Source organism: Streptomyces sp. NPDC001880 (assembly GCF_053594575.1).
The window spans coordinates 38983-57330 of the sequence record NZ_JBSFET010000012.1; the positions used below are offsets into that span (position 1 = coordinate 38983).

General features: G+C 71.8%; 10 protein-coding genes. 7 read left to right on the forward strand and 3 right to left on the reverse strand.

Annotated elements, in window-relative coordinates:
• Complete coding sequence (locus tag ACWCQ6_RS10225) at nt 1-1263, reverse strand: nucleotide sugar dehydrogenase (RefSeq protein WP_451087397.1); 1263 nt, start codon at nt 1261-1263, stop codon at nt 1-3.
• 261 nt (nt 1264-1524) lie between these two features.
• On the opposite strand from ACWCQ6_RS10225, the gene ACWCQ6_RS10230 reads away from it, so the two are divergent.
• Nucleotides 1525-3231 (forward strand): glycerol-3-phosphate dehydrogenase/oxidase, encoded by a 1707-nt coding sequence (locus ACWCQ6_RS10230; RefSeq protein ID WP_451087399.1) that lies wholly within the window; start codon nt 1525-1527, stop codon nt 3229-3231.
• Between the two features lie 234 nt (nt 3232-3465).
• On the opposite strand, the gene ACWCQ6_RS10235 is transcribed toward ACWCQ6_RS10230, so the two are convergent.
• Nucleotides 3466-4554, reverse strand: coding sequence for a serine hydrolase domain-containing protein (locus tag ACWCQ6_RS10235; RefSeq protein WP_451087401.1), 1089 nt, complete (start codon nt 4552-4554; stop codon nt 3466-3468).
• 120 nt (nt 4555-4674) lie between these two features.
• Here ACWCQ6_RS10235 and ACWCQ6_RS10240 point away from each other — a divergent pair, with 120 nt between their 5' ends.
• The 5 genes from ACWCQ6_RS10240 (at nt 4675) to ACWCQ6_RS10260 (ending at nt 15272) form a co-directional block, all read left to right on the forward strand.
• Nucleotides 4675-6675 (forward strand): protein kinase domain-containing protein, encoded by a 2001-nt coding sequence (locus tag ACWCQ6_RS10240; protein WP_451087403.1) that lies wholly within the window; start codon nt 4675-4677, stop codon nt 6673-6675.
• Between the two features lie 180 nt (nt 6676-6855).
• Nucleotides 6856-9837: a protein kinase gene (locus tag ACWCQ6_RS10245; RefSeq protein ID WP_451087558.1), complete on the forward strand. Its 2982-nt coding sequence runs from the start codon at nt 6856-6858 to the stop codon at nt 9835-9837.
• 161 nt (nt 9838-9998) lie between these two features.
• Nucleotides 9999-11624, forward strand: coding sequence for a serine/threonine-protein kinase (locus tag ACWCQ6_RS10250; protein WP_451087405.1), 1626 nt, complete (start codon nt 9999-10001; stop codon nt 11622-11624).
• Nucleotides 11625-11764: 140 nt separating this feature from the next.
• Complete coding sequence (locus tag ACWCQ6_RS10255; protein WP_451087407.1) at nt 11765-13393, forward strand: succinic semialdehyde dehydrogenase; 1629 nt, start codon at nt 11765-11767, stop codon at nt 13391-13393.
• Nucleotides 13394-13442: 49 nt separating this feature from the next.
• A complete protein-coding gene (locus ACWCQ6_RS10260; protein WP_451087409.1) occupies nt 13443-15272 on the forward strand; it encodes a GMC oxidoreductase in 1830 nt (609 codons plus the stop codon).
• A 795-nt stretch (nt 15273-16067) separates the two neighbouring features.
• Here ACWCQ6_RS10260 and ACWCQ6_RS10265 read toward each other — a convergent pair.
• Entirely contained in the window at nt 16068-16385 is a 318-nt protein-coding gene (locus tag ACWCQ6_RS10265) for a chorismate mutase (RefSeq protein ID WP_451087411.1), read from the reverse strand.
• 363 nt (nt 16386-16748) lie between these two features.
• On the opposite strand from ACWCQ6_RS10265, the gene guaA reads away from it, so the two are divergent.
• Nucleotides 16749-18344, forward strand: a complete 1596-nt coding sequence (gene guaA / locus ACWCQ6_RS10270; RefSeq protein WP_451087413.1) for a glutamine-hydrolyzing GMP synthase — start codon at nt 16749-16751, stop codon at nt 18342-18344.
• The last annotated feature ends 4 nt before the right edge of the window (nt 18345-18348 follow it).

An 18348-nucleotide genomic window follows, 5' to 3' on the forward strand; every position in this document is an offset into this window, starting at 1 on the left:
TCACAGCCGGTGTGCGGCCCCCGCCGGAGTCGCGCCCCGGGTGTCCAGGAGGAGCTGGGCCTTCACCGCGAGGCCCTGGAGGTCGTACGTGCGATGGTGCTGGAGCAGCACCGTGAGGTCGGCGCCGGCCGCCGCCTCGTACAGGGAGTCGGCGCGCGGCACCGGGAGTTCGCGCACCCGCCAGTCCAGGACGTGCGGGTCGTGGTAGCCGATCTGGGCACCCATGTCCATCAGCCGGCTCGCGATCTCCCGGGCGGGAGATCGCTCCTGGTCGGCGAGGTCGGGCTTGTAGGTGACCCCGAGCAGCAGCACCCGGGCGCCGCGGACGGACTTGCCGTGTTCGTTCAGCAGGGTGGCGCAGCGCTGGATCACGTACTGCGGCATCCGGTCGTTGATCTCCTGGGCGAGCGAGACCATCCGGAGGGGGTGCCCGGGGGTGCGGCTGTTGTACGGGAGACAGCCGGGGTCGACGGGTGCGCCGTGGCCGCCGACGCCGGGGCCCGGACGGAACGGCTGGAAGCCGAAGGGCTTGGTCTCGGCGCACCGGATGACGTCCCACAGGTCGACGCCGAGGTCGTGGCAGAGCACCGCCATCTCGTTGACCAGGGCGATGTTGACGTGCCGGAAGTTGGTCTCCAGGACCTTCGTCATCTCGGCCTCGCGCGGCCCGCGGGCCCGGACGACCTTGTCGGTGAGCCGGCCGTAGAAGGCGGCGGCGGACTCGGTGCAGGCGGGGGTGAGGCCGCCGATGACCTTGGGGGTGTTGGCGTAGACGTGGCTGCGGTTGCCGGGGTCGAGGCGGCCGGGGGAGCAGGCGAGGTGGAAGTCGCGGCCGGCGCGCAGCCCCGAGCCCTCTTCGAGCAGCGGCAGCAGGTAGTTCTCGGTGGTGCCGGGCGGTACGGCCGATTCCAGCAGGACGGTGGTGTGCGGGCGCAGCCGGGCGGCGAGCGCGCGGGCCGCGTCGCCGACGGCGGTCAGGTCGAGGGTGCGGTCGGCGCCGAGCGGGGTGGGCGCGCAGATCACCGCGGTACGGACCCGGCCCAGCTCGGCCGGGTTGGTGGTGGGCCGGAAGCCGCCCGAGAGCATCCGGCGGATGTCCGAGGCGGTGAGCGATCCCTCGACGGGGGTGCGGCCGGCGGAGAGTTCCGGGTAGGTGCGTGGGTCGGTGTCGTAGCCGACGGTCTGCACGCCTGCGGCCACGGCGGCCTGAGCGAGGGGCAGGCCGAGGTGGCCGAGTCCGATGACTGCAAGGTCTGCGGGCATGTGGATGGGCCGTCCTTCCCGGTCGGTCTATGGACCATGAGGGCAGAAAGCGCAACCGCTATGGACAGCGCAATGTCACACTAGGCGTAAATATGACCTATATGTCGCATTGTGAGCCTCCTGTCGTCCTTGTGTTGTCCACAGGCGGTGGCCGAAGTCGGGGACGGCGGACAGAATCGAGAGGTGGGTACGGGCCGCCCCGACCGCAGGGCCAGGGCCGGTTCCCGTGCCGGACCACCCCGATTTACCCGGGAGGCAGCAGTGAGGACAGCGACACTGGGACCTGCGGAACGCGCCGAGGCGCTGGCCGCGATGGCCGAGCGCGAACTGGACGTGCTGGTCGTGGGAGCGGGCGTGGTCGGCGCCGGTACGGCGCTGGACGCGGCGACGAGAGGACTCTCCACCGGCCTGGTCGAGGCCCGCGACTGGGCGTCGGGCACATCGAGCAGGTCGAGCAAGCTGATCCACGGCGGGCTGCGCTATCTGGAGATGCTCGACTTCGCGCTCGTCCGGGAGGCGCTGAAGGAGCGCGGGCTGCTCCTGGAGCGGCTCGCCCCGCATCTGGTGAAGCCGGTGCCGTTCCTCTATCCGTTGCAGCACAAGGGCTGGGAGCGGCTCTACGCCGGTTCCGGAGTGGCGCTCTACGACGCGATGTCGGTGTCGTCGGGCCACGGCCGAGGCCTGCCCGTGCACCGGCATCTCTCCCGCCGCCACGCCCTGCGGGTCGCCCCGGCACTGAGGAAGGAAGCCCTGGTCGGGGCGTTGCAGTACTACGACGCACAGATGGATGACGCCCGCTACGTCGCGACCCTGGTGCGCACCGCTGCCGGTTACGGCGCACATGTGGCCAACCGTGCGCGGGTGACCGGATTCCTCCGGGAGGGCGAGCGGGTCGTCGGCGCCCGGGTGGAGGATGTCGAGGCGGGCGGTGAGTACGAGGTCAGGGCCAAGCAGGTGGTCAACGCGACCGGGGTCTGGACGGACGACACCCAGGCGTTGATCGGAGAACGCGGACAGTTCCACGTCCGGGCGTCCAAGGGCATCCACCTGGTGGTCCCCAAGGACCGCATCCACTCCTCGACCGGCCTGATCCTGCGGACCGAGAAGTCCGTCCTCTTCGTCATCCCGTGGGGGCGGCACTGGATCATCGGGACGACCGACACCGACTGGGACCTGGACAAGGCGCACCCGGCGGCGTCCAGCGCCGACATCGACTACCTGCTCGAACACGTCAACTCGGTCCTGGCCACACCCTTGAGCCGGGACGATGTCCAGGGTGTCTACGCCGGGCTGAGGCCGCTGCTGGCCGGCGAGTCCGACGCCACCAGCAAGCTCTCGCGTGAACACACGGTGGCGCATCCGCTGCCGGGCCTCGTGGTCGTGGCGGGCGGCAAGTACACGACGTACCGGGTGATGGCGAAGGACGCCGTGGACGAGGCGGTGCACGGCCTGGACCAGCGGGTGGCGGCCTGTGTCACCGAGGAGATCCCGCTGCTGGGGGCGGAGGGGTACCCGGCCCTGTGGAACGCCCGCGCGAGGATCGCGGCCCGCACCGGCCTCCATGTCGCCCGGGTGGAGCACCTGCTCAACCGCTACGGCTCGATGACCGAGCAGATCCTCGAACTGATCCTCGGCGACCCGACGCTGGGGGAGCCGCTGCCCTCGGCGGACGACTATCTGAAGGCCGAGGTCGTCTACGCGGCCTCGCACGAGGGGGCCCGCCATCTCGACGACGTACTGACCCGCCGGACCCGGATCTCCATCGAGACCTTCGACCGGGGCACGAACAGCGCCCGGCTCTGCGCGGAGCTGATGGCGCCGGTGCTGGGCTGGGACGAGGGGCAGATCGACCGGGAGGTCGAGCACTACGAGAAGCGGGTGCAGGCGGAGCGGGAGTCGCAGCGGCAGCCGGACGACCTCACGGCCGACGCGGCGCGGCTCGGGGCTCCGGACATCGTGCCGATCTAGCGTCTTTCGTTTGGATCGGGCCGGATCGGGGAGCGGGGTCCGGTGCGTGCGATCGCGAGGCGGAGGAGGGAGCCGGATGGGCGGCTCCCCTGGTCGAGCGGAGCCGAGAGTTCGGGCAAGAGGCCCTGGCGACCGACGACAAACGCGGCGGGCGTGCGTGCCGGACCCCGCGAGCCCGGCATGATCCAGACGAGAGGCCCTGGGTCATGTCCACCGGGGATTGCGGGACAGGCCTCAGGAACTCCCGGGTTTCTGCGGGCGGTCGCAGAACTCCGCGTCCAGCAGCGCCGCTTCGAGGGTCTCCGCGTCGTTCAGGGTGTCCGTGTCGACGCGGTAGGTCAGGGTGTGCCCGCCGTCGCGCGTGGCGGCGGTGCGGACGTAACTGCCCGCGATATGCCCGTTGTGACCCCAGACGGTGATGCCGCAGGAGAGCCTCTGCGGATAGATGCCCAGGCCGTAGACGCCGTGCGTGGCCCGGGTGTTCAGCAGGGCCTTCAGCTGGGCGGGCGCGAGGAGGCGGCCGCCCAGCAGGGCCGCGTAGAAGCGGCTCAGATCGTCGAGCGTGGAGATCAGCTCGCCGGCCGCGCCCGCCGTGCGCGGGTCGAGCGTGGTGACGTCGTGCAGGCGGCCGTCGGCCGGATCGCGGGTGTAGCCGCGGCCGTGCGGGGAGGGCAGATCGGTTCGGGCACCCGGGAGGGAAGTGCCCGTGAGACGGAGGGGGATGATGATGCGGTCGCGGATCTCGGTGGCGTAGCGGTGTCCGGTGACCCGTTGAACGACGAGTCCGAGTACGGCGTAATTGGTGTTGGAGTAGGCGTAGTGGCCGGGGGCGTCCGTCGGACGGTGGGCCAGGGCGACGCGAACCGCCGCGGTGGCGGAGAGGGGGTGGACCGACGGGTCCGCGGTGTAGTCGTAGAGACCACTGGTGTGGCTGAGCAGGGCGCCCAGGGTGATGCGGCGGCCGTCGTTGCCGTTGCCGTGCACCAGCCCGGGCAGCAGCTGTTCGACCGTGTCCGACAGGCGCAGCTTCCCTTCCTGGACGAGCTGGAGGACGACCGCGGCGACGAAGGTCTTGGTGATGCTGCCCGCCCGGAAGTGGTCCGCCCGTCGGATGCCGGGCCCCGTCGAGCGGTAGGTGTCGTACGGTGCGGAGGTGGTGCTGCGGGCCAGCAGCGCCGCCGTGGGGGCATCGCCGTCGGCGACGAGCCGGGGGAGGTAGGCGGCTGCGGGGGTGAGATGTGGTTCGCTGGGCAGAGGCACTGTTCCCAGCCCGAGCAGCGCCAGCACCAACGGGGCGGTGAGCAGCGCCCTGAGTATCGGCATGGCAGGTATTCCTTTCCTCCGGGCACATCTTGACGGCCCGGTGGACCCGGCACCATGACCGGTGCCGGGGTGAGGGACAATGAACGCTCTGCCAGGGCGGGTTGATCGCAGAGGGGACGCATGTCGGAGGCGGAGCAGGCACGGGAGCCCCAACGGGACAAGGACGGACGTCTCCTTGCGGGGCGATACCGGCTCGGGGAGGTGCTCGGCCGGGGCGGTATGGGCACGGTCTGGCGTGCCGTCGACGAGACGCTGGGCCGCACGGTCGCGGTCAAGGAACTGCGGTTCCCCTCGGCCATCGACGACGACGAGAAGCGACGCCTCATCACACGCACGCTGCGTGAGGCGAAGGCGATCGCCAGGATCCGCAACAACGGCGCGGTGACGGTCTACGACGTGGTCGACGAGGACGACCGGCCGTGGATCGTGATGGAGCTGATCGAGGGCAAGTCCCTCGCCGAAGCCGTGCGCGAGGACGGCGTGCTGACGCCGAAGCGCGCCGCCGAGGTCGGCCTCGCCATCCTCGACGTGCTGCGCTCGGCACACCGCGAGGGCATCCTGCACCGCGATGTGAAGCCGTCCAACGTGCTGATCGCCGAGGACGGCCGGGTCGTGCTGACCGACTTCGGCATCGCCCAGGTCGAGGGCGACCCGTCGGTCACCTCCACGGGCATGCTCGTCGGCGCCCCCTCGTACATCTCTCCCGAGCGCGCCCGCGGCCACAAGCCGGGACCGCCCGCCGACCTCTGGTCGCTCGGCGGACTGCTGTACGCCAGCGTCGAGGGCTCCCCGCCGTACGACAAGGGGTCGGCCATCGCCACCCTGACCGCGGTGATGACCGAGCCGCTCGACCCGCCGAAGAACGCCGGTCCGCTGGAGGAGGTCATCTACGGCCTGCTCGCCAAGGACCCCGAGCAGCGGCTCGACGACGCGGGCGCCCGCGCTCTTCTCAACGACGTGATCCACGCCCCCGAGGAGCCGGACCCGGTGGTGCCCGCGCCCGCCGAAGCCACCCAGGTCATGGCGCTGCCCAAGTCGCCGGCCGAACCCCGTGCCAAGGCGACGCCCAAGCCCGCGGAGCAGGGCGAGGGCACGCGGGACCGGCTGCGGGGCGCACTGCGCTCGGTACGGAACGCGAAGGCACCGGCCGCAGCGACGGGCGCCGCCGCGGCCTCGGCCACCGTGCCGCCCAAGCCCTCGGACCCCCCCTCGGCCGGTGGCGCGGGCACCTCCGCGAAGCCCGCCCGGCCCACGGCCGCCACGGCCTCCGCCGCCGTACCGCCGCCGCGCCCGGCGACGTCACCGGCCACTCCGCCCCGGGCGTCCATCACGGACGTGGTCCCGCGCCGCACCCTGGCGATCATCGCGGCCGTGATAGTGCTCGCCGTGATCGGCACGATCTTTGCGCTCTCGGTCGGCGGGGACGACAAGAACAACGCGGGCAACCACGGCGGCAAGGGCGACAAGTCCACATCGGCCGGGCCCTCGGCGCCGACCGGCAACTCCACGGAGACTGACAGCGGCAGCGGCAGCGGCAGCGGCAAGGACCAGGGCAAGGACCAGGACCAGAGCGGCAGTCAGAGCCAGGGGCAGGGCGAGGACAAGGGTGACGGCAAGGACAACGGAAAGGGCAGCGGCAAGGGCGACAAGCCGGGTGACGCGCTGCCCGCCGGATTCAAGACGGTCACGAACAAGAAGTTCCACTTCACGATGGCCATGCCCGAGGACTTCCGCTTCAACAAGGTGGCGGGCAACAACTCCGGTGCCATCTACAACGTCAACGGCGGCTTCCCCCGTGTCCAGGTCGACTACACCGATTCGCCCGGTGGCGACGCGGCCGCGGCCTGGAACGCCGCGAAGGGCGCCGTCGCCGCCAGCAGCAACGACTTCCATCAACTCGGCATCAACAAGGTCCAGTACAACGGTTACCCGACCGTCGCCGACTGGGAGTTCGAGCGCACCCAGCACGGCCAGCGGGTCCATGTGATCAACCGTGGCTTCAAGGTCGACGCCGACCACGGCTACGCGATCATGATCAGCTGCAAGGCGGACGAGTGGGACAGCACGGAGTGCCGGACGCTGCGCAAGACCGCGTTCGACACCTTCAAGCCCACCGACTGACCCGTGGGGGAAAGGGCCGGGATGCGAAGACCCGGCCGCGTGGCCGTCACTTGCCCCGTATCGTGAGAGCCTGAAGACCGTACGCAGCGGGAACGGTGGGGCAATTACACGGTAAGTGACCGCAATTGACGGATCGACGCGGTCTTCGTGACCGGGGACAGCGCGCTCTGGGGAGGCGTCGTGGACGACTACGCGGGTCGGGTGCTTGCCGACCGCTACCGCCTTCCGCTGTCTTCGAACGATGAGTACGAAACGGTCGAGACCCGGGCGTTCGACACCTACAGCGGGCAGGAAGTCCTGGTCCGGCAGGTGCCGTTGCCCGAGGTGGTGGACGCCGAGGTGCTCGACGCCGACGGTCCGGCCCCTGTGGTCCGTCGCGTCACCGGCCAGGTCGGGCGCGCCCCCGCGGACCCGGCGGTCCAGCGCGCCGTGGAAGCCGCGCAGGCGGCGGCCCAGGTCCCCGATCACCCCAGGCTCGCCCAGGTCTTCGACGTGTTCGCCGAGGAGGGTTCGCTCTGGATCGTGAGCGAACTCGTCGCGGCCCGCTCGCTCGCCGCCCTGCTCACGGAGCGGCCGCTCAACCCCTTCCGGGCCGCCGAGATCGGTTCCGACGTGCTGACCGCGCTGCGGGTGCTGCACGCACACGGCTGGACCCACCGGAACATCACCGTCCGCACGGTGCTGATCTGTGACGACGGCCGGGTCGTGTTGACCGGCCTGGCGGCCGGGGCGGCACAGGAGGCGCTCTGCGGCTACGTGCCGACACCGCAGCCCGACGAGGACGAGGACGGGCACGAGGACGGATACGGGCACGAGGCCGGATACGGCGGCGAGGACGGCTTCCGCCGCCCGGCGATCGGCACGGGCCCGGCCGGGACGTACGCACCGCCCCCGCCCGCCGTACCGCCCATGCCGTCCGTGCCCGCCCCCGCGGCCGGGGTACCTGCCTCACGCGGCCCGGCGGCGATAGAGGCGGGCCGCGTGACCACCGACCCCCACGACGATGACGTTGCCGATCTGCACGGCGAGGACCCGCACGGCGAGGACCCGCACGGCGGGGACCCGCACGGCGAAGACCGGCAGGGCGAGGACCCGCACGGCGAGGACCCGTACACCGACGGCGACCACCCCGACGACCGCCGCGGCGGGACGGCGGACGCCGCACACCTGCGGGCCGCGCGCGCCGGGGCCATCGCCGCCTACCGCGAGGGCGCCCGCGCCGCCGCACGCGTCACCGATGACCGGCACCGCCCCGGGGCGGCCGGGCCGGAGGACACCGGTAGCCTGCCGGTCCAGCGTTCCGCACGGCCGGAGGACACCGGTAGCCTGCCGGCCCAGCGTTCCGCACGGCCGGAGGACACCGGTAGCCTGCCGGCCCAGCGCTCTGCACGGCCGGAGGACACCGGACCGGTCGGCCCCCGGAGCCACGCCACCGACGACCCGTACACCGACGACCGGTACACCGACGACCGGTACACCGACGACCGGTACACCGACGACCCGTACACCAGCGACCGGTACACCGACGACCGGTACACCAAGGACCTGTACGCCCAGGACCCGTACGCCGAGGTCTCCCACGACGACTGGGACGACGACGAGGACGGTCGCCCGCCCGCGCGGCGGCTGCATCTCACCGGCTCCTGGAGCGACGGCCCCACGTCCGGGCGCCCCGTCCCCGCCGGAGGCTCGGACGTCCGGCGCCGCGACGACTCCCCGGCACTGCCCGCCCAACGCCCCGGCGGTCAGCGGCAGCCGGACCGCTGGGGCGAGGACCCCGAGAGGGGCCGTACCGACTCCGTCTACCGGGGCCCCGCCACGCCCCTCGCCGCCGAGCGCGCCCGGCAGGCCCGGATCGCCGTGGTCGGCGCGGTCACCGAGCGCTGGGCGCCCGAGCAGGCCGGCCCCGTCCACGAGAACTGGCGGCTGGCCCCGCCGATCGGACCCGCCACCGACCTCTGGGCACTGGGCGCGCTGCTCTACCGCGCCGTCCAGGGCCACGCTCCCTACCCCGAGGAGAACGCGGCCGAGCTCGTCCAGATGGTGTGCGGGGAACCGCCCGCCTTCGCCGAGGAGTGCGGCCCGCTGCGCCCCGTCGTCGAGTCCCTGCTGCGTCAGGACCCCACCGAGCGGCCGGACTTCGAGGAGCTGAGCGGCTGGCTGCGCTCCCTGGTGCGCTCGGCGCCCGAGCCCGAGGCCGGTCTGGACGTCGTGACCCTGCCGTCCGCCGACAGCGCCCGGCTTCCCGTCGTACGCCGCAGGGGCGAGCTGGTCCGCAGGCGGCGCGGCAGGAACGCGGCCCACGGCCGCCACCGCCACACCAAGGACAGAGCCGACCGGCTGGACAGCCCCGGGCCGGAGGAGGCCCCCCGGGTCGCCCAGGCCCCCCACCCTCCCCGGCCGCCGCGCGAGCCCAAGGGCCCCAAGGCGCTGCGCACCCCGCCCCGCCCCCGGGACGGCGAGCGGCGGGCACCACGGCGGCTCGGGCGGCTGCTCCTGGCGCTGATCCTGCTGGCCCTCGTCGCGGCCATCGCGTACGCCGTGATGTTCATGCCCAAGGCGGACACCGAATCGGGCAAGGGCACCACGGACCCGGCTTCGTCGACGTCCGGTTCGCCGGAGCCCGGCACCGGCGGGTCCGGCGACTCGGGGTCCTCGCGGTCACCCGGTGCGCAGCAGCCGCAGACCAGCCGCTCCGCCGTCGCGCTCGCCCCCGGCTACACCCTGCGCAAGGACCCGGAGGGCTTCGAGGTCGGCGTGCCGAAGGGCTGGCAGCGCACCCCCGCCAACGCGGACCGTCAGATCCGCTACGGCAGCGACGGCTTCAGCCTGTTGATCGTCCCGGGCCGGGACACCGTCAAGGCCGGCGGCGACGACCCACTGGCGTACCAGGCCGACAAGGAGCTGGAGTTGCAGCAATTCCGCGACTCCACCTGGTCGGGGTCGAGCGGGCTGCGCCGGATCGACGTCGGGCGACAGGCCATGGCGGAGGGCCAGTTCACCTGGCAGGACGCGTCCGGGCGCGAGGTGTACGCCCGCAACCTCGTGATGGCCGTGGGCGGCCGGTACCACATCATCCAGGTCATCGGCCCGGAGCACCGGCGCGACAAGGTTTCGGACATCTACGAACAAGCCATCTCCTCCTACCGAGTGACGCACTGAAACTCTCCGTACAACACCCGGCCGGTGGGGAGCGACAAGCATCACAGTGCGGTTTTGTGGGCGGTGCGAGGTTCCGTGGCCGTGCGTCCGCTCCGTAATCTGGCACCCGAGGAACGGGGCGGGGACACGTGGATCGATCACAGAGCACGGACACGGGACTGTTGTTGGCCGGAAGGTACCGGCTGGGCGAAGTCCTCGGGCGCGGCGGCATGGGCAAGGTGTGGCGCGCCCACGACGAGGTGCTGCACCGCACGGTCGCGGTCAAGGAGTTGACCGCCGGTATGTACGTCGCGGAGGCGGACCGGATCGTGCTGCACGCCCGCACACAGAAGGAGGCCCGCGCGGCCGCCCGGATCACGCACCCGGGCGTGGTCACCGTGCACGACGTGATCGAGTACGACAACCGGCCGTGGATCGTCATGCAGTACGTCGACGGCCCGTCCCTCGCCGACGCCGCCAAGGAGTCCGGCGAGATCGAGCCGCGCGAGGCCGCCAGGATCGGCCTCCATGTGCTGAGTGCCCTGCGCGCCGCGCACGGGGCGGGTGTCCTGCACCGTGACGTGAAGCCCGGCAACGTGCTTCTCGCCAAGGACGGGCAGGTGCTGCTGACCGACTTCGGGATCGCCGCCATCGAGGGCGACTCGACCATCACCAGGACCGGTGAACTGGTCGGCTCCATCGACTACCTGGCACCCGAGCGGGTACGCGGCGGCGACCCGGGCCCGGCGTCCGACCTGTGGTCGCTCGGCGCCACGCTCTACACCGCGGTCGAGGGGCGCTCGCCGTTCCGCCGTACGTCCCCGATCTCCACGATGCAGGCCGTCGTCGCGGAGGAACCCCCGCCGCCCGGCCGGGCCGGCCCGCTGGCCCCCGTGATCACCGCGCTGCTGCGCAAGGAGCCGGACGAGCGTCCGTCGGCCGCGGAGACGGAACGGATGCTGCTGGAGGCCATGGAGGGCCGCGCGCCCGTGGCCGCCCAGGCGTTCGTGCCGACGCAGAGCGTCCCCGACGAGGTCCTGCGCTCGCTGGGCCCGGACAGTCCCTCCGGCCCCGGAACCACTCAGCTGCCCCACCCACCGGCCCCGGCCCCGCCGGTCCGGCGCAGCCGCGGCCGCTGGCGCACCGTGGTCCTGGTCATCGCGGCCGCGGCGCTGGTCGGCGGCGGCGCGGGACTCGCCGCGATGAAGTACGGCGACCGGACGGAGAACGCCACCGGACGCGACGGCACGGGCACGCACGCGCCCGTCGACGCCGGAAAGCCCGACGCCGGAAAGCCCGACGCCGAGGCCCCGTCTTCGGCCAAGCCCGACGTGCGGGTGCAGGACGTGCCCAACGGCTGGAAGCGGGTGAACGACCCCGAGGGCTTCAGCCTGATGGTGCCCGAGGGCTGGGTGCGCCGGGCGGACGGCAACCAGGTCGACTACACCCCGGACAACGGCGTGCACTACATCCGGATCAGCATCGATCCGTCGCCCGACTTCGAGAACCCGTACATGCACATGCTGAGCCTGGAGACGCAGCTCTCCGAACGGCTTCCCGGTTACCAGCGCAAGACCCTGCACTCGAACACGTACCGGGACCGGCCGGGCTCGCTCTGGGAGTTCACCTGGACCGAGACCAAGGACCACCCGGGGCCGCGTCACGCGATCGACCAGATGTACTTCGGGGAGCAGGGCGGTCCGGAGTACGCGCTGTACATGACCGGCCCGGCGGAGGACTGGGACACGACCCGGGCGCAGTTCGACACGATGCTGCGCGGATGGCGTGCGCCCGGCAGCCCCGGCTGAGGTCCGCCCAACCGTTCGGCGACCGCAGGGTTCCTGATCAGGGGCTTTGTTGCCAGTGATCGCTGGCTCGTTTGTGGGGAGTGTGAAAACCTGTTACTCACGGGTACCCAAAGTGTGCGGCTGGACGTACTCTCGGCCTCATGACGGACTCGCAGGCCTCCATGTCCACCTCCGCAGCCCCGCTCGGCACCAATCCGGTGGCCACCGCCCCCGCAGGGGTGCGCACCGCTGCCGATGTGGTGACCCCTGAGGTGGTCGCCCAGCTGACCCGGGGTGTGGCCGGATCGGGCCGCACGGCCAACCACACCCCCTTCACCGGGGAGAAGCTGGCCGACCTGCCGGAGTCCACCCCCGAGGACGTGGCGAGAGCCTTCGAGCGGGCCCGTGCCGCCCAGCCCGCCTGGGCCGCGACGTCCGTCCGCGCCAGGGCCGCCGTACTCCTCCGCTTCCACGACCTCGTCCTCAGCCGTCAGGCCGAGGTGCTCGACCTCATCCAGCTGGAGACCGGCAAGGCCCGGCTGCACGCCCACGAGGAGGTGCAGGCCGTTGCCGTCTCGGCCCGCCACTACGGGCGCAGGGCCGGCGCGTACCTGAAGCCGAAGCGGCACACCGGGGTCGTGCCGACCCTGACCAAGGTCACCGAGCTGCGCCAGCCGCGCGGCGTCATCGGGCAGATCGCCCCGTGGAACTACCCGTTCGAGCTGTCCGTCGGCGACGCGCTGCCCGCGTTCGTCTCCGGCAACGCCGTCGTGATGAAGCCCGACACGGAGACCGCGCTGACCGCGCTGTGGGCCCGTGACCTGCTGATCGAGGCCGGGCTGCCCGCCGAGGTGTTCCAGGTCGTGCTCGGCGAGGGGCCCGTCGTCGGCCCCGAGGTCGTCAAGCACGCCGACTATGTCTCGTTCACCGGCTCCACCCGCACCGGCCGCGAGGTCGCGCAGGGCGCGGCGGCCCGGCTCGTCGGTGTCTCGCTGGAGCTCGGCGGCAAGAACGCCATGCTGGTCCTGGAGGACGCCGATGTGGAGAAGGCTGCCGCGGGCGCCGTCCGCGCCTGCTTCTCCTCCGCGGGGCAGCTCTGCATCTCCATCGAGCGGCTGTACGTCCACGAGTCGATCGCCGACGACTTCGTGGCCCGCTTCGCCGCCCGTACGAAGGCCATGCGGCTCGGCAACGCCCTCGCCTACGGCGCCGACATGGGCTCCCTGGTCGGCGAGCGCCAGCTGGAGACCGTCACCCGGCATGTCGCCGAGGCCGTCGAGAAGGGCGCCAGGCTGGTCGCGGGCGGGGTCGCCCGGCCCGACATCGGCCCGCTGTTCTACGAGCCGACCATCCTCGACGGCGTCGAGGCCCCGATGGCCGTCTGCAGCGAGGAGACCTTCGGCCCGGTCGTCTCCGTCTACCGCTTCACCGACGAGGACGAGGTCGTCGCCCTCGCCAACGCCACCCCGTACGGCCTGAACTCCAGCGTCTGGACCAAGGACTCCAGGCGCGGCCACCGGGTCGCCGCCCGGCTGCGGACCGGCACCGTCAACATCAACGAGGGGTACGCCCCCGCGTACGGCAGCGTGCAGTCCCCGATGGGCGGCATGAAGGACTCCGGCCTCGGCCGCAGGCACGGCTCCGAGGGAATCCTCAAGTACACCGAGGCGCAGACCGTCGCCCAGCAGCGGCTGATCCCGCTCGCCCCGTCCTTCGGTATGGACGACGAGAAGTACGCGGCGTTCATGAGCGTCAGCCTCAAGGCGATGAAGGCGCTCCGCCTGCGCTGACACCGGTGGCGCCGCAGCACCTTCCGCCCGTTTCGCACCGAGGAGAGCCGTGTCCCAGGACAGCCCTGCCCAGAATCGGTCCGTCGCCCCGGAGAAGACCGACGACGACGCCTACGACTACGACGTGCTCGTGGTCGGCTCGGGCTTCGGCGGTGCGGTCTCGGCCCTGCGGCTGACCGAGAAGGGGTACCGCGTCGGGGTGCTGGAGGCGGGTCGCCGCTTCACCCGGTCCGAACTGCCCAAGAACTCCTGGGACCTGAAGAACTTCCTGTGGGCCCCAAGGCTCGGTCTGTACGGCATCCAGCGCATCCACCTGCTGGGCAACGTCATGGTGCTGGCCGGCGCGGGCGTCGGCGGCGGTTCGCTGAACTACGCCAACACCCTGTACGAGCCGCTCGCGCCGTTCTTCGACGATCCGCAGTGGAAGGACATCACCGACTGGCGCGAGGAGCTGGGCCCGTACTACGACCAGGCCAAGCGGATGCTGGGGGTCCGGCTCAACCCGACCATGACCCCGTCGGACGTCCACCTGAAGGCGACCGCGCAGGCCATGGGCATCGGCGACACGTTCCACATGGCGCCGGTGGGCGTCTTCTTCGGGGACGGGAAGGATGGCGACGGTACGGCGAGGGCCCGGCCGGGCGGCGAGGTCGCCGACCCGTTCTTCGGCGGGGCGGGGCCCGCCCGCAAGGCCTGCACCGAGTGCGGTGAATGCATGACCGGCTGCCGGCACGGCGCGAAGAACACCCTCAACGAGAACTACCTCCACCTCGCTCAGAGGGCGGGCGCGGTCATCCACCCGATGACCTCGGTCGTCGCGGTCACCGAGAACTCCAAGGGCGGCTACGCGGTCAAGACCCTCCCCACCGACAACCGGAAGAAGGGGAAGGGACGTAGGTTCACCGCCCGCGAGGTCGTCGTCGCCGCGGGCACGTACGGCACCCAGACACTGCTGCACCGGATGAAGGACACCGGTCTGCTGCCCCGGATCTCCTCCCGGCTCGGTGAGCTGACCCGCACCAACTCCGAGGCCCTGGTGGGCTCGCAGACCAGCGACCGGCGCTACCGGAGGAAGCACGGGGCCGCGCGCGCCGACTTCACCCGCGGCGTCGCCATCACCTCCTCGATCCACCCGGACGAGAACACACACATCGAGCCGGTCCGCTACGGCAAGGGCTCCAACTCCATGGGCGCGCTGACCATCCTCCAGGTGCCGTACGGCGCGCACCGGGTGCGCAGATGGCTGCTCGAACTGGTCAAGCACCCCGCGCTCGCGGCCCGGTCGCTCTCCAACCGCCGCTGGTCGGAACGGACCATCATCGGGCTCGTCATGCAGTCGCTCGACAACTCCCTGACGACGTACCGCAAGCCGGGCGGCGTGGGAAAGGGCCTGCTCACCGCCCGGCAGGGGCACGGAGCGCCCAACCCGACCCAGATCGAGGCGGCGACGCGCAGCGCCAGGCTGCTCGCCGAGGAGATCAACGGCTTCGCGGGTTCGAACGTGGGCGAACTGATGGGCACCCCGCTCACCGCGCACTTCCTCGGAGGCTGCCCCATCGGCGCCACCGCCGACGACGGGGTGATCGACCCCTACCACCGGCTCCACGGACACCCCGGCATCTCGGTGGTCGACGGCTCGGCGGTCTCCGCGAACCTCGGCGTCAACCCCTCGCTCACCATCACCGCACAGGCCGAGCGCGCCATGTCCTTCTGGCCCAACAAGGGCGAGACGGACCCGCGTCCGGCGCAGGGCGGGGTGTACGAGCGGCTGTCCGCGGTCGAGCCGCGGTCACCGGCCGTGCCGAAGGACGCCTTCGGCGCGCTGAAGCTGCCGTTCCTCGGGCTGCCGGCCGTCCCGCCGAGGAAGAAGAAACCGTAAGGGCAGCAGAAAGGGGCTGCACCCCCCTCCGAGTGCAGCCCCTCCATGCGCACGGTGAAACGGCGCGTCACACGCCGGCGTCACCGTTCCTGCGGCGCCGCACGATGAACATCGCGCCCGCGCCGAGCACTACGGCCGCACCCCCCGCGGTGGCGAACACCGGCAGCGCGGAGGACGAACCGTCTCCGCGAGGCTGACGGAGCCCTTGCCCGTCGGGTTGTCGGCCGGCTTCGTGGACGGGATCGGGGCACTGCCACCGGTCTGCGGCGCCAGGGCGCGGCGAAGCTTCATGGCGACCTCAGGAGTCCGGCGTATCGCGAGGGGCGATACGGGGTCGGGACGGGCCCGCCGTGAGGAGGCACGAGCGGGGCCGGTGGTTCCGCATGGTTGACCCGTGGTCCGCCGCAATGGTTGTCCGGATACCCGGAGAACCTTTACGTGACGCCGCTCACGTCCGCGCCATGAGAAAGGGCCCCTCGGGCCGGGAGGCGGCCGGTGGGGCCCTGTGGGGCCTCGGACGCGGCCGGCTCCGGGCGTCCCCGGAGCCGGCCGTTTCCTGGGGTGACCGGGCTGCTGTCCCCTGCCGACCGGTCACGCACGCTGGGGCGCGGTCCCACGGCGTACCTGCAGTACGCCACACGCTCCAGCGGAGCCACGCGTGGTTTCTTTCCAGAGCCGCCCCTGGCTGGCACGGACACCGGGACCAACGAAGCCGCGCCGGACCCGGTCACGCGCCGTACGGGTGAGAGTGGGCCCGAACTGGGATACGCCGGGGTACCCGGGGCCCGCCGGGTGTCAGGCCCGGCCGCGGCACAGCTCCAGCAGCGTCATGGCGAGCGAGGTGCCGGGCCTGCCGAGCGCGTCCCGGTACGAGGCGAGGATCTCCATCTCGCGCGAGAGGTTGATCCGGCGGCCGCCGGAGGTGATCCGGGCCTCCTGGATGACCGCCGAGACGGCCATCCGTTCCTGGACGAGCCCGATGATCCGGTCGTCGAGGGTGTCGATGCGGGTCCGCGCGTCGTCGATGAGCGCGGCGGCCTCCTCGGTGTGCGCACCGGTCTTCTCGGCGGTGGTCTTCGCCGGGGCGCTCTTGGCAGGGGCGGTGCTGGTCATGATGGTGACTCCTCGTGGGGTGCGGTCCCCGAGGCCGGACGGTCCGTGAACGCCAAGGCGCCCCGGGCCTTTCGGCCCGGGGCGCCTGGAACGTTGCTTGTCGGTGGATCAAGCAGCACGACCATGGCAGCCGGCGGGCCGGATGCCATAGGTAAAGACGAAGGTCGTGTGCTGACGCATGGATTCAGTATGGCCCCGTCGCCGGAGGCGGACCAACACGGCGCCCGGATACTGAGACGCCGAGTCCGGTCCGGCACCCCCGTGGCGTCCGCCTCCCGCCCCGTACGGGCGGGACGACGGCCGACTCCGCAACCCCGGTAGAATCGACAAAACAGACCCCCCTCAACCGCCGGAAGGCCGCCCGTGCCAGCAGCACCCCCCGCCGCCCCCGACGCCACCACAGACGTGGTTCTCGTCGTCGACTTCGGCGCGCAGTACGCCCAGCTCATCGCCCGACGCGTCCGTGAGGCCCGGGTCTACAGCGAGATCGTCCCGTCCACCATGCCGGTGGCCGAGATGCTGGCCAGGAACCCCCGGGCGATCATCCTGTCCGGCGGCCCCTCCTCGGTGTACGCGGAGGGCGCGCCCTCCCTCGACCGTGCGCTCTTCGAGGCCGGGGTCCCGGTCTTCGGCATGTGCTACGGCTTCCAGCTGATGGCCACCACGCTCGGCGGCACCGTCGACGACAACGGTGCCCGTGAGTACGGCCGCACCCCGCTCACCGTCTCCAAGACCGGCTCCACGCTTTTCGAGGGCACGCCCGCCGAGCAGTCGGTCTGGATGTCGCACGGCGACGCCTGCTCCGCCGCCCCCGAGGGCTTCACCGTCACCGCGTCCACCGATGTCGTGCCGGTCGCCGCCTTCGAGAACGACGAGAAGAAGCTCTACGGCGTCCAGTACCACCCCGAGGTGCTGCACTCCACCCACGGCCAGCAGGTCCTGGAGCACTTCCTCTACCGCGGTGCCGGCATCGAGCCGACCTGGACCACGACCAATGTGGTCGAGGAGCAGATCGCGCTGATCCGCGAGCAGGTCGGCACCAAGCGCGCCATCTGCGGCCTGTCCGGCGGGGTGGACTCCGCGGTCGCCGCGGCCCTCGTGCAGAAGGCCATCGGCTCCCAGCTGACCTGCGTGTACGTGGACCACGGTCTGATGCGCAAGGGCGAGAGCGAGCAGGTCGAGAAGGACTTCGTGGCCTCCACCGGAGTCCAGCTGAAGGTCGTCGACGCCGAGGAGCGCTTCCTGAAGGCGCTGGCCGGGGTCTCCGACCCCGAGCAGAAGCGGAAGATCATCGGCCGCGAGTTCATCCGCGTCTTCGAGCAGGCCCAGGCCGAGATCGTCGCCGAGGGCGCCGCCGACGGCGAGGAGGTCGCCTTCCTCGTCCAGGGCACCCTCTACCCGGACGTCGTCGAGTCCGGCGGCGGCACCGGCACCGCCAACATCAAGTCGCACCACAACGTGGGCGGCCTCCCCGAGGACATCGAGTTCCAGCTCGTCGAGCCGCTGCGCCAGCTGTTCAAGGACGAGGTCCGGATGGTCGGGCAGGAGCTCGGCCTGCCCGACGAGATCGTCCAGCGCCAGCCGTTCCCCGGCCCCGGCCTCGGCATCCGTATCGTCGGCGAGGTCACCAAGGACCGGCTCGACCTGCTCCGCGAGGCCGACGCCATCGCCCGTGAGGAGCTGACCGCGGCCGGCCTGGACCGCGACATCTGGCAGTGCCCGGTGGTCCTGCTCGCCGATGTCCGCTCGGTCGGCGTCCAGGGCGACGGCCGTACCTACGGCCACCCGATCGTCCTGCGCCCGGTCTCCTCCGAGGACGCCATGACGGCCGACTGGTCGCGCCTGCCCTACGAGACGCTCGCCCGGATCTCGACCCGCATCACCAACGAGGTCGCCGACGTCAACCGCGTCGTGCTCGATGTGACGAGCAAGCCGCCGGGCACCATCGAGTGGGAGTGACCTC

Coding starts and splice junctions, on each gene's coding strand:
- ACWCQ6_RS10225 (WP_451087397.1), bottom strand. CDS start 1,263: ATGCCCGCAGACCTTGCAGTCATCGGACTCGGCCACCTCGGCCTGCCC.
- ACWCQ6_RS10235 (WP_451087401.1), bottom strand. CDS start 4,554: ATGCCGATACTCAGGGCGCTGCTCACCGCCCCGTTGGTGCTGGCGCTG.
- ACWCQ6_RS10240 (WP_451087403.1), top strand. CDS start 4,675: ATGTCGGAGGCGGAGCAGGCACGGGAGCCCCAACGGGACAAGGACGGA.
- ACWCQ6_RS10255 (WP_451087407.1), top strand. CDS start 11,765: ATGACGGACTCGCAGGCCTCCATGTCCACCTCCGCAGCCCCGCTCGGC.
- ACWCQ6_RS10265 (WP_451087411.1), bottom strand. CDS start 16,385: ATGACCAGCACCGCCCCTGCCAAGAGCGCCCCGGCGAAGACCACCGCC.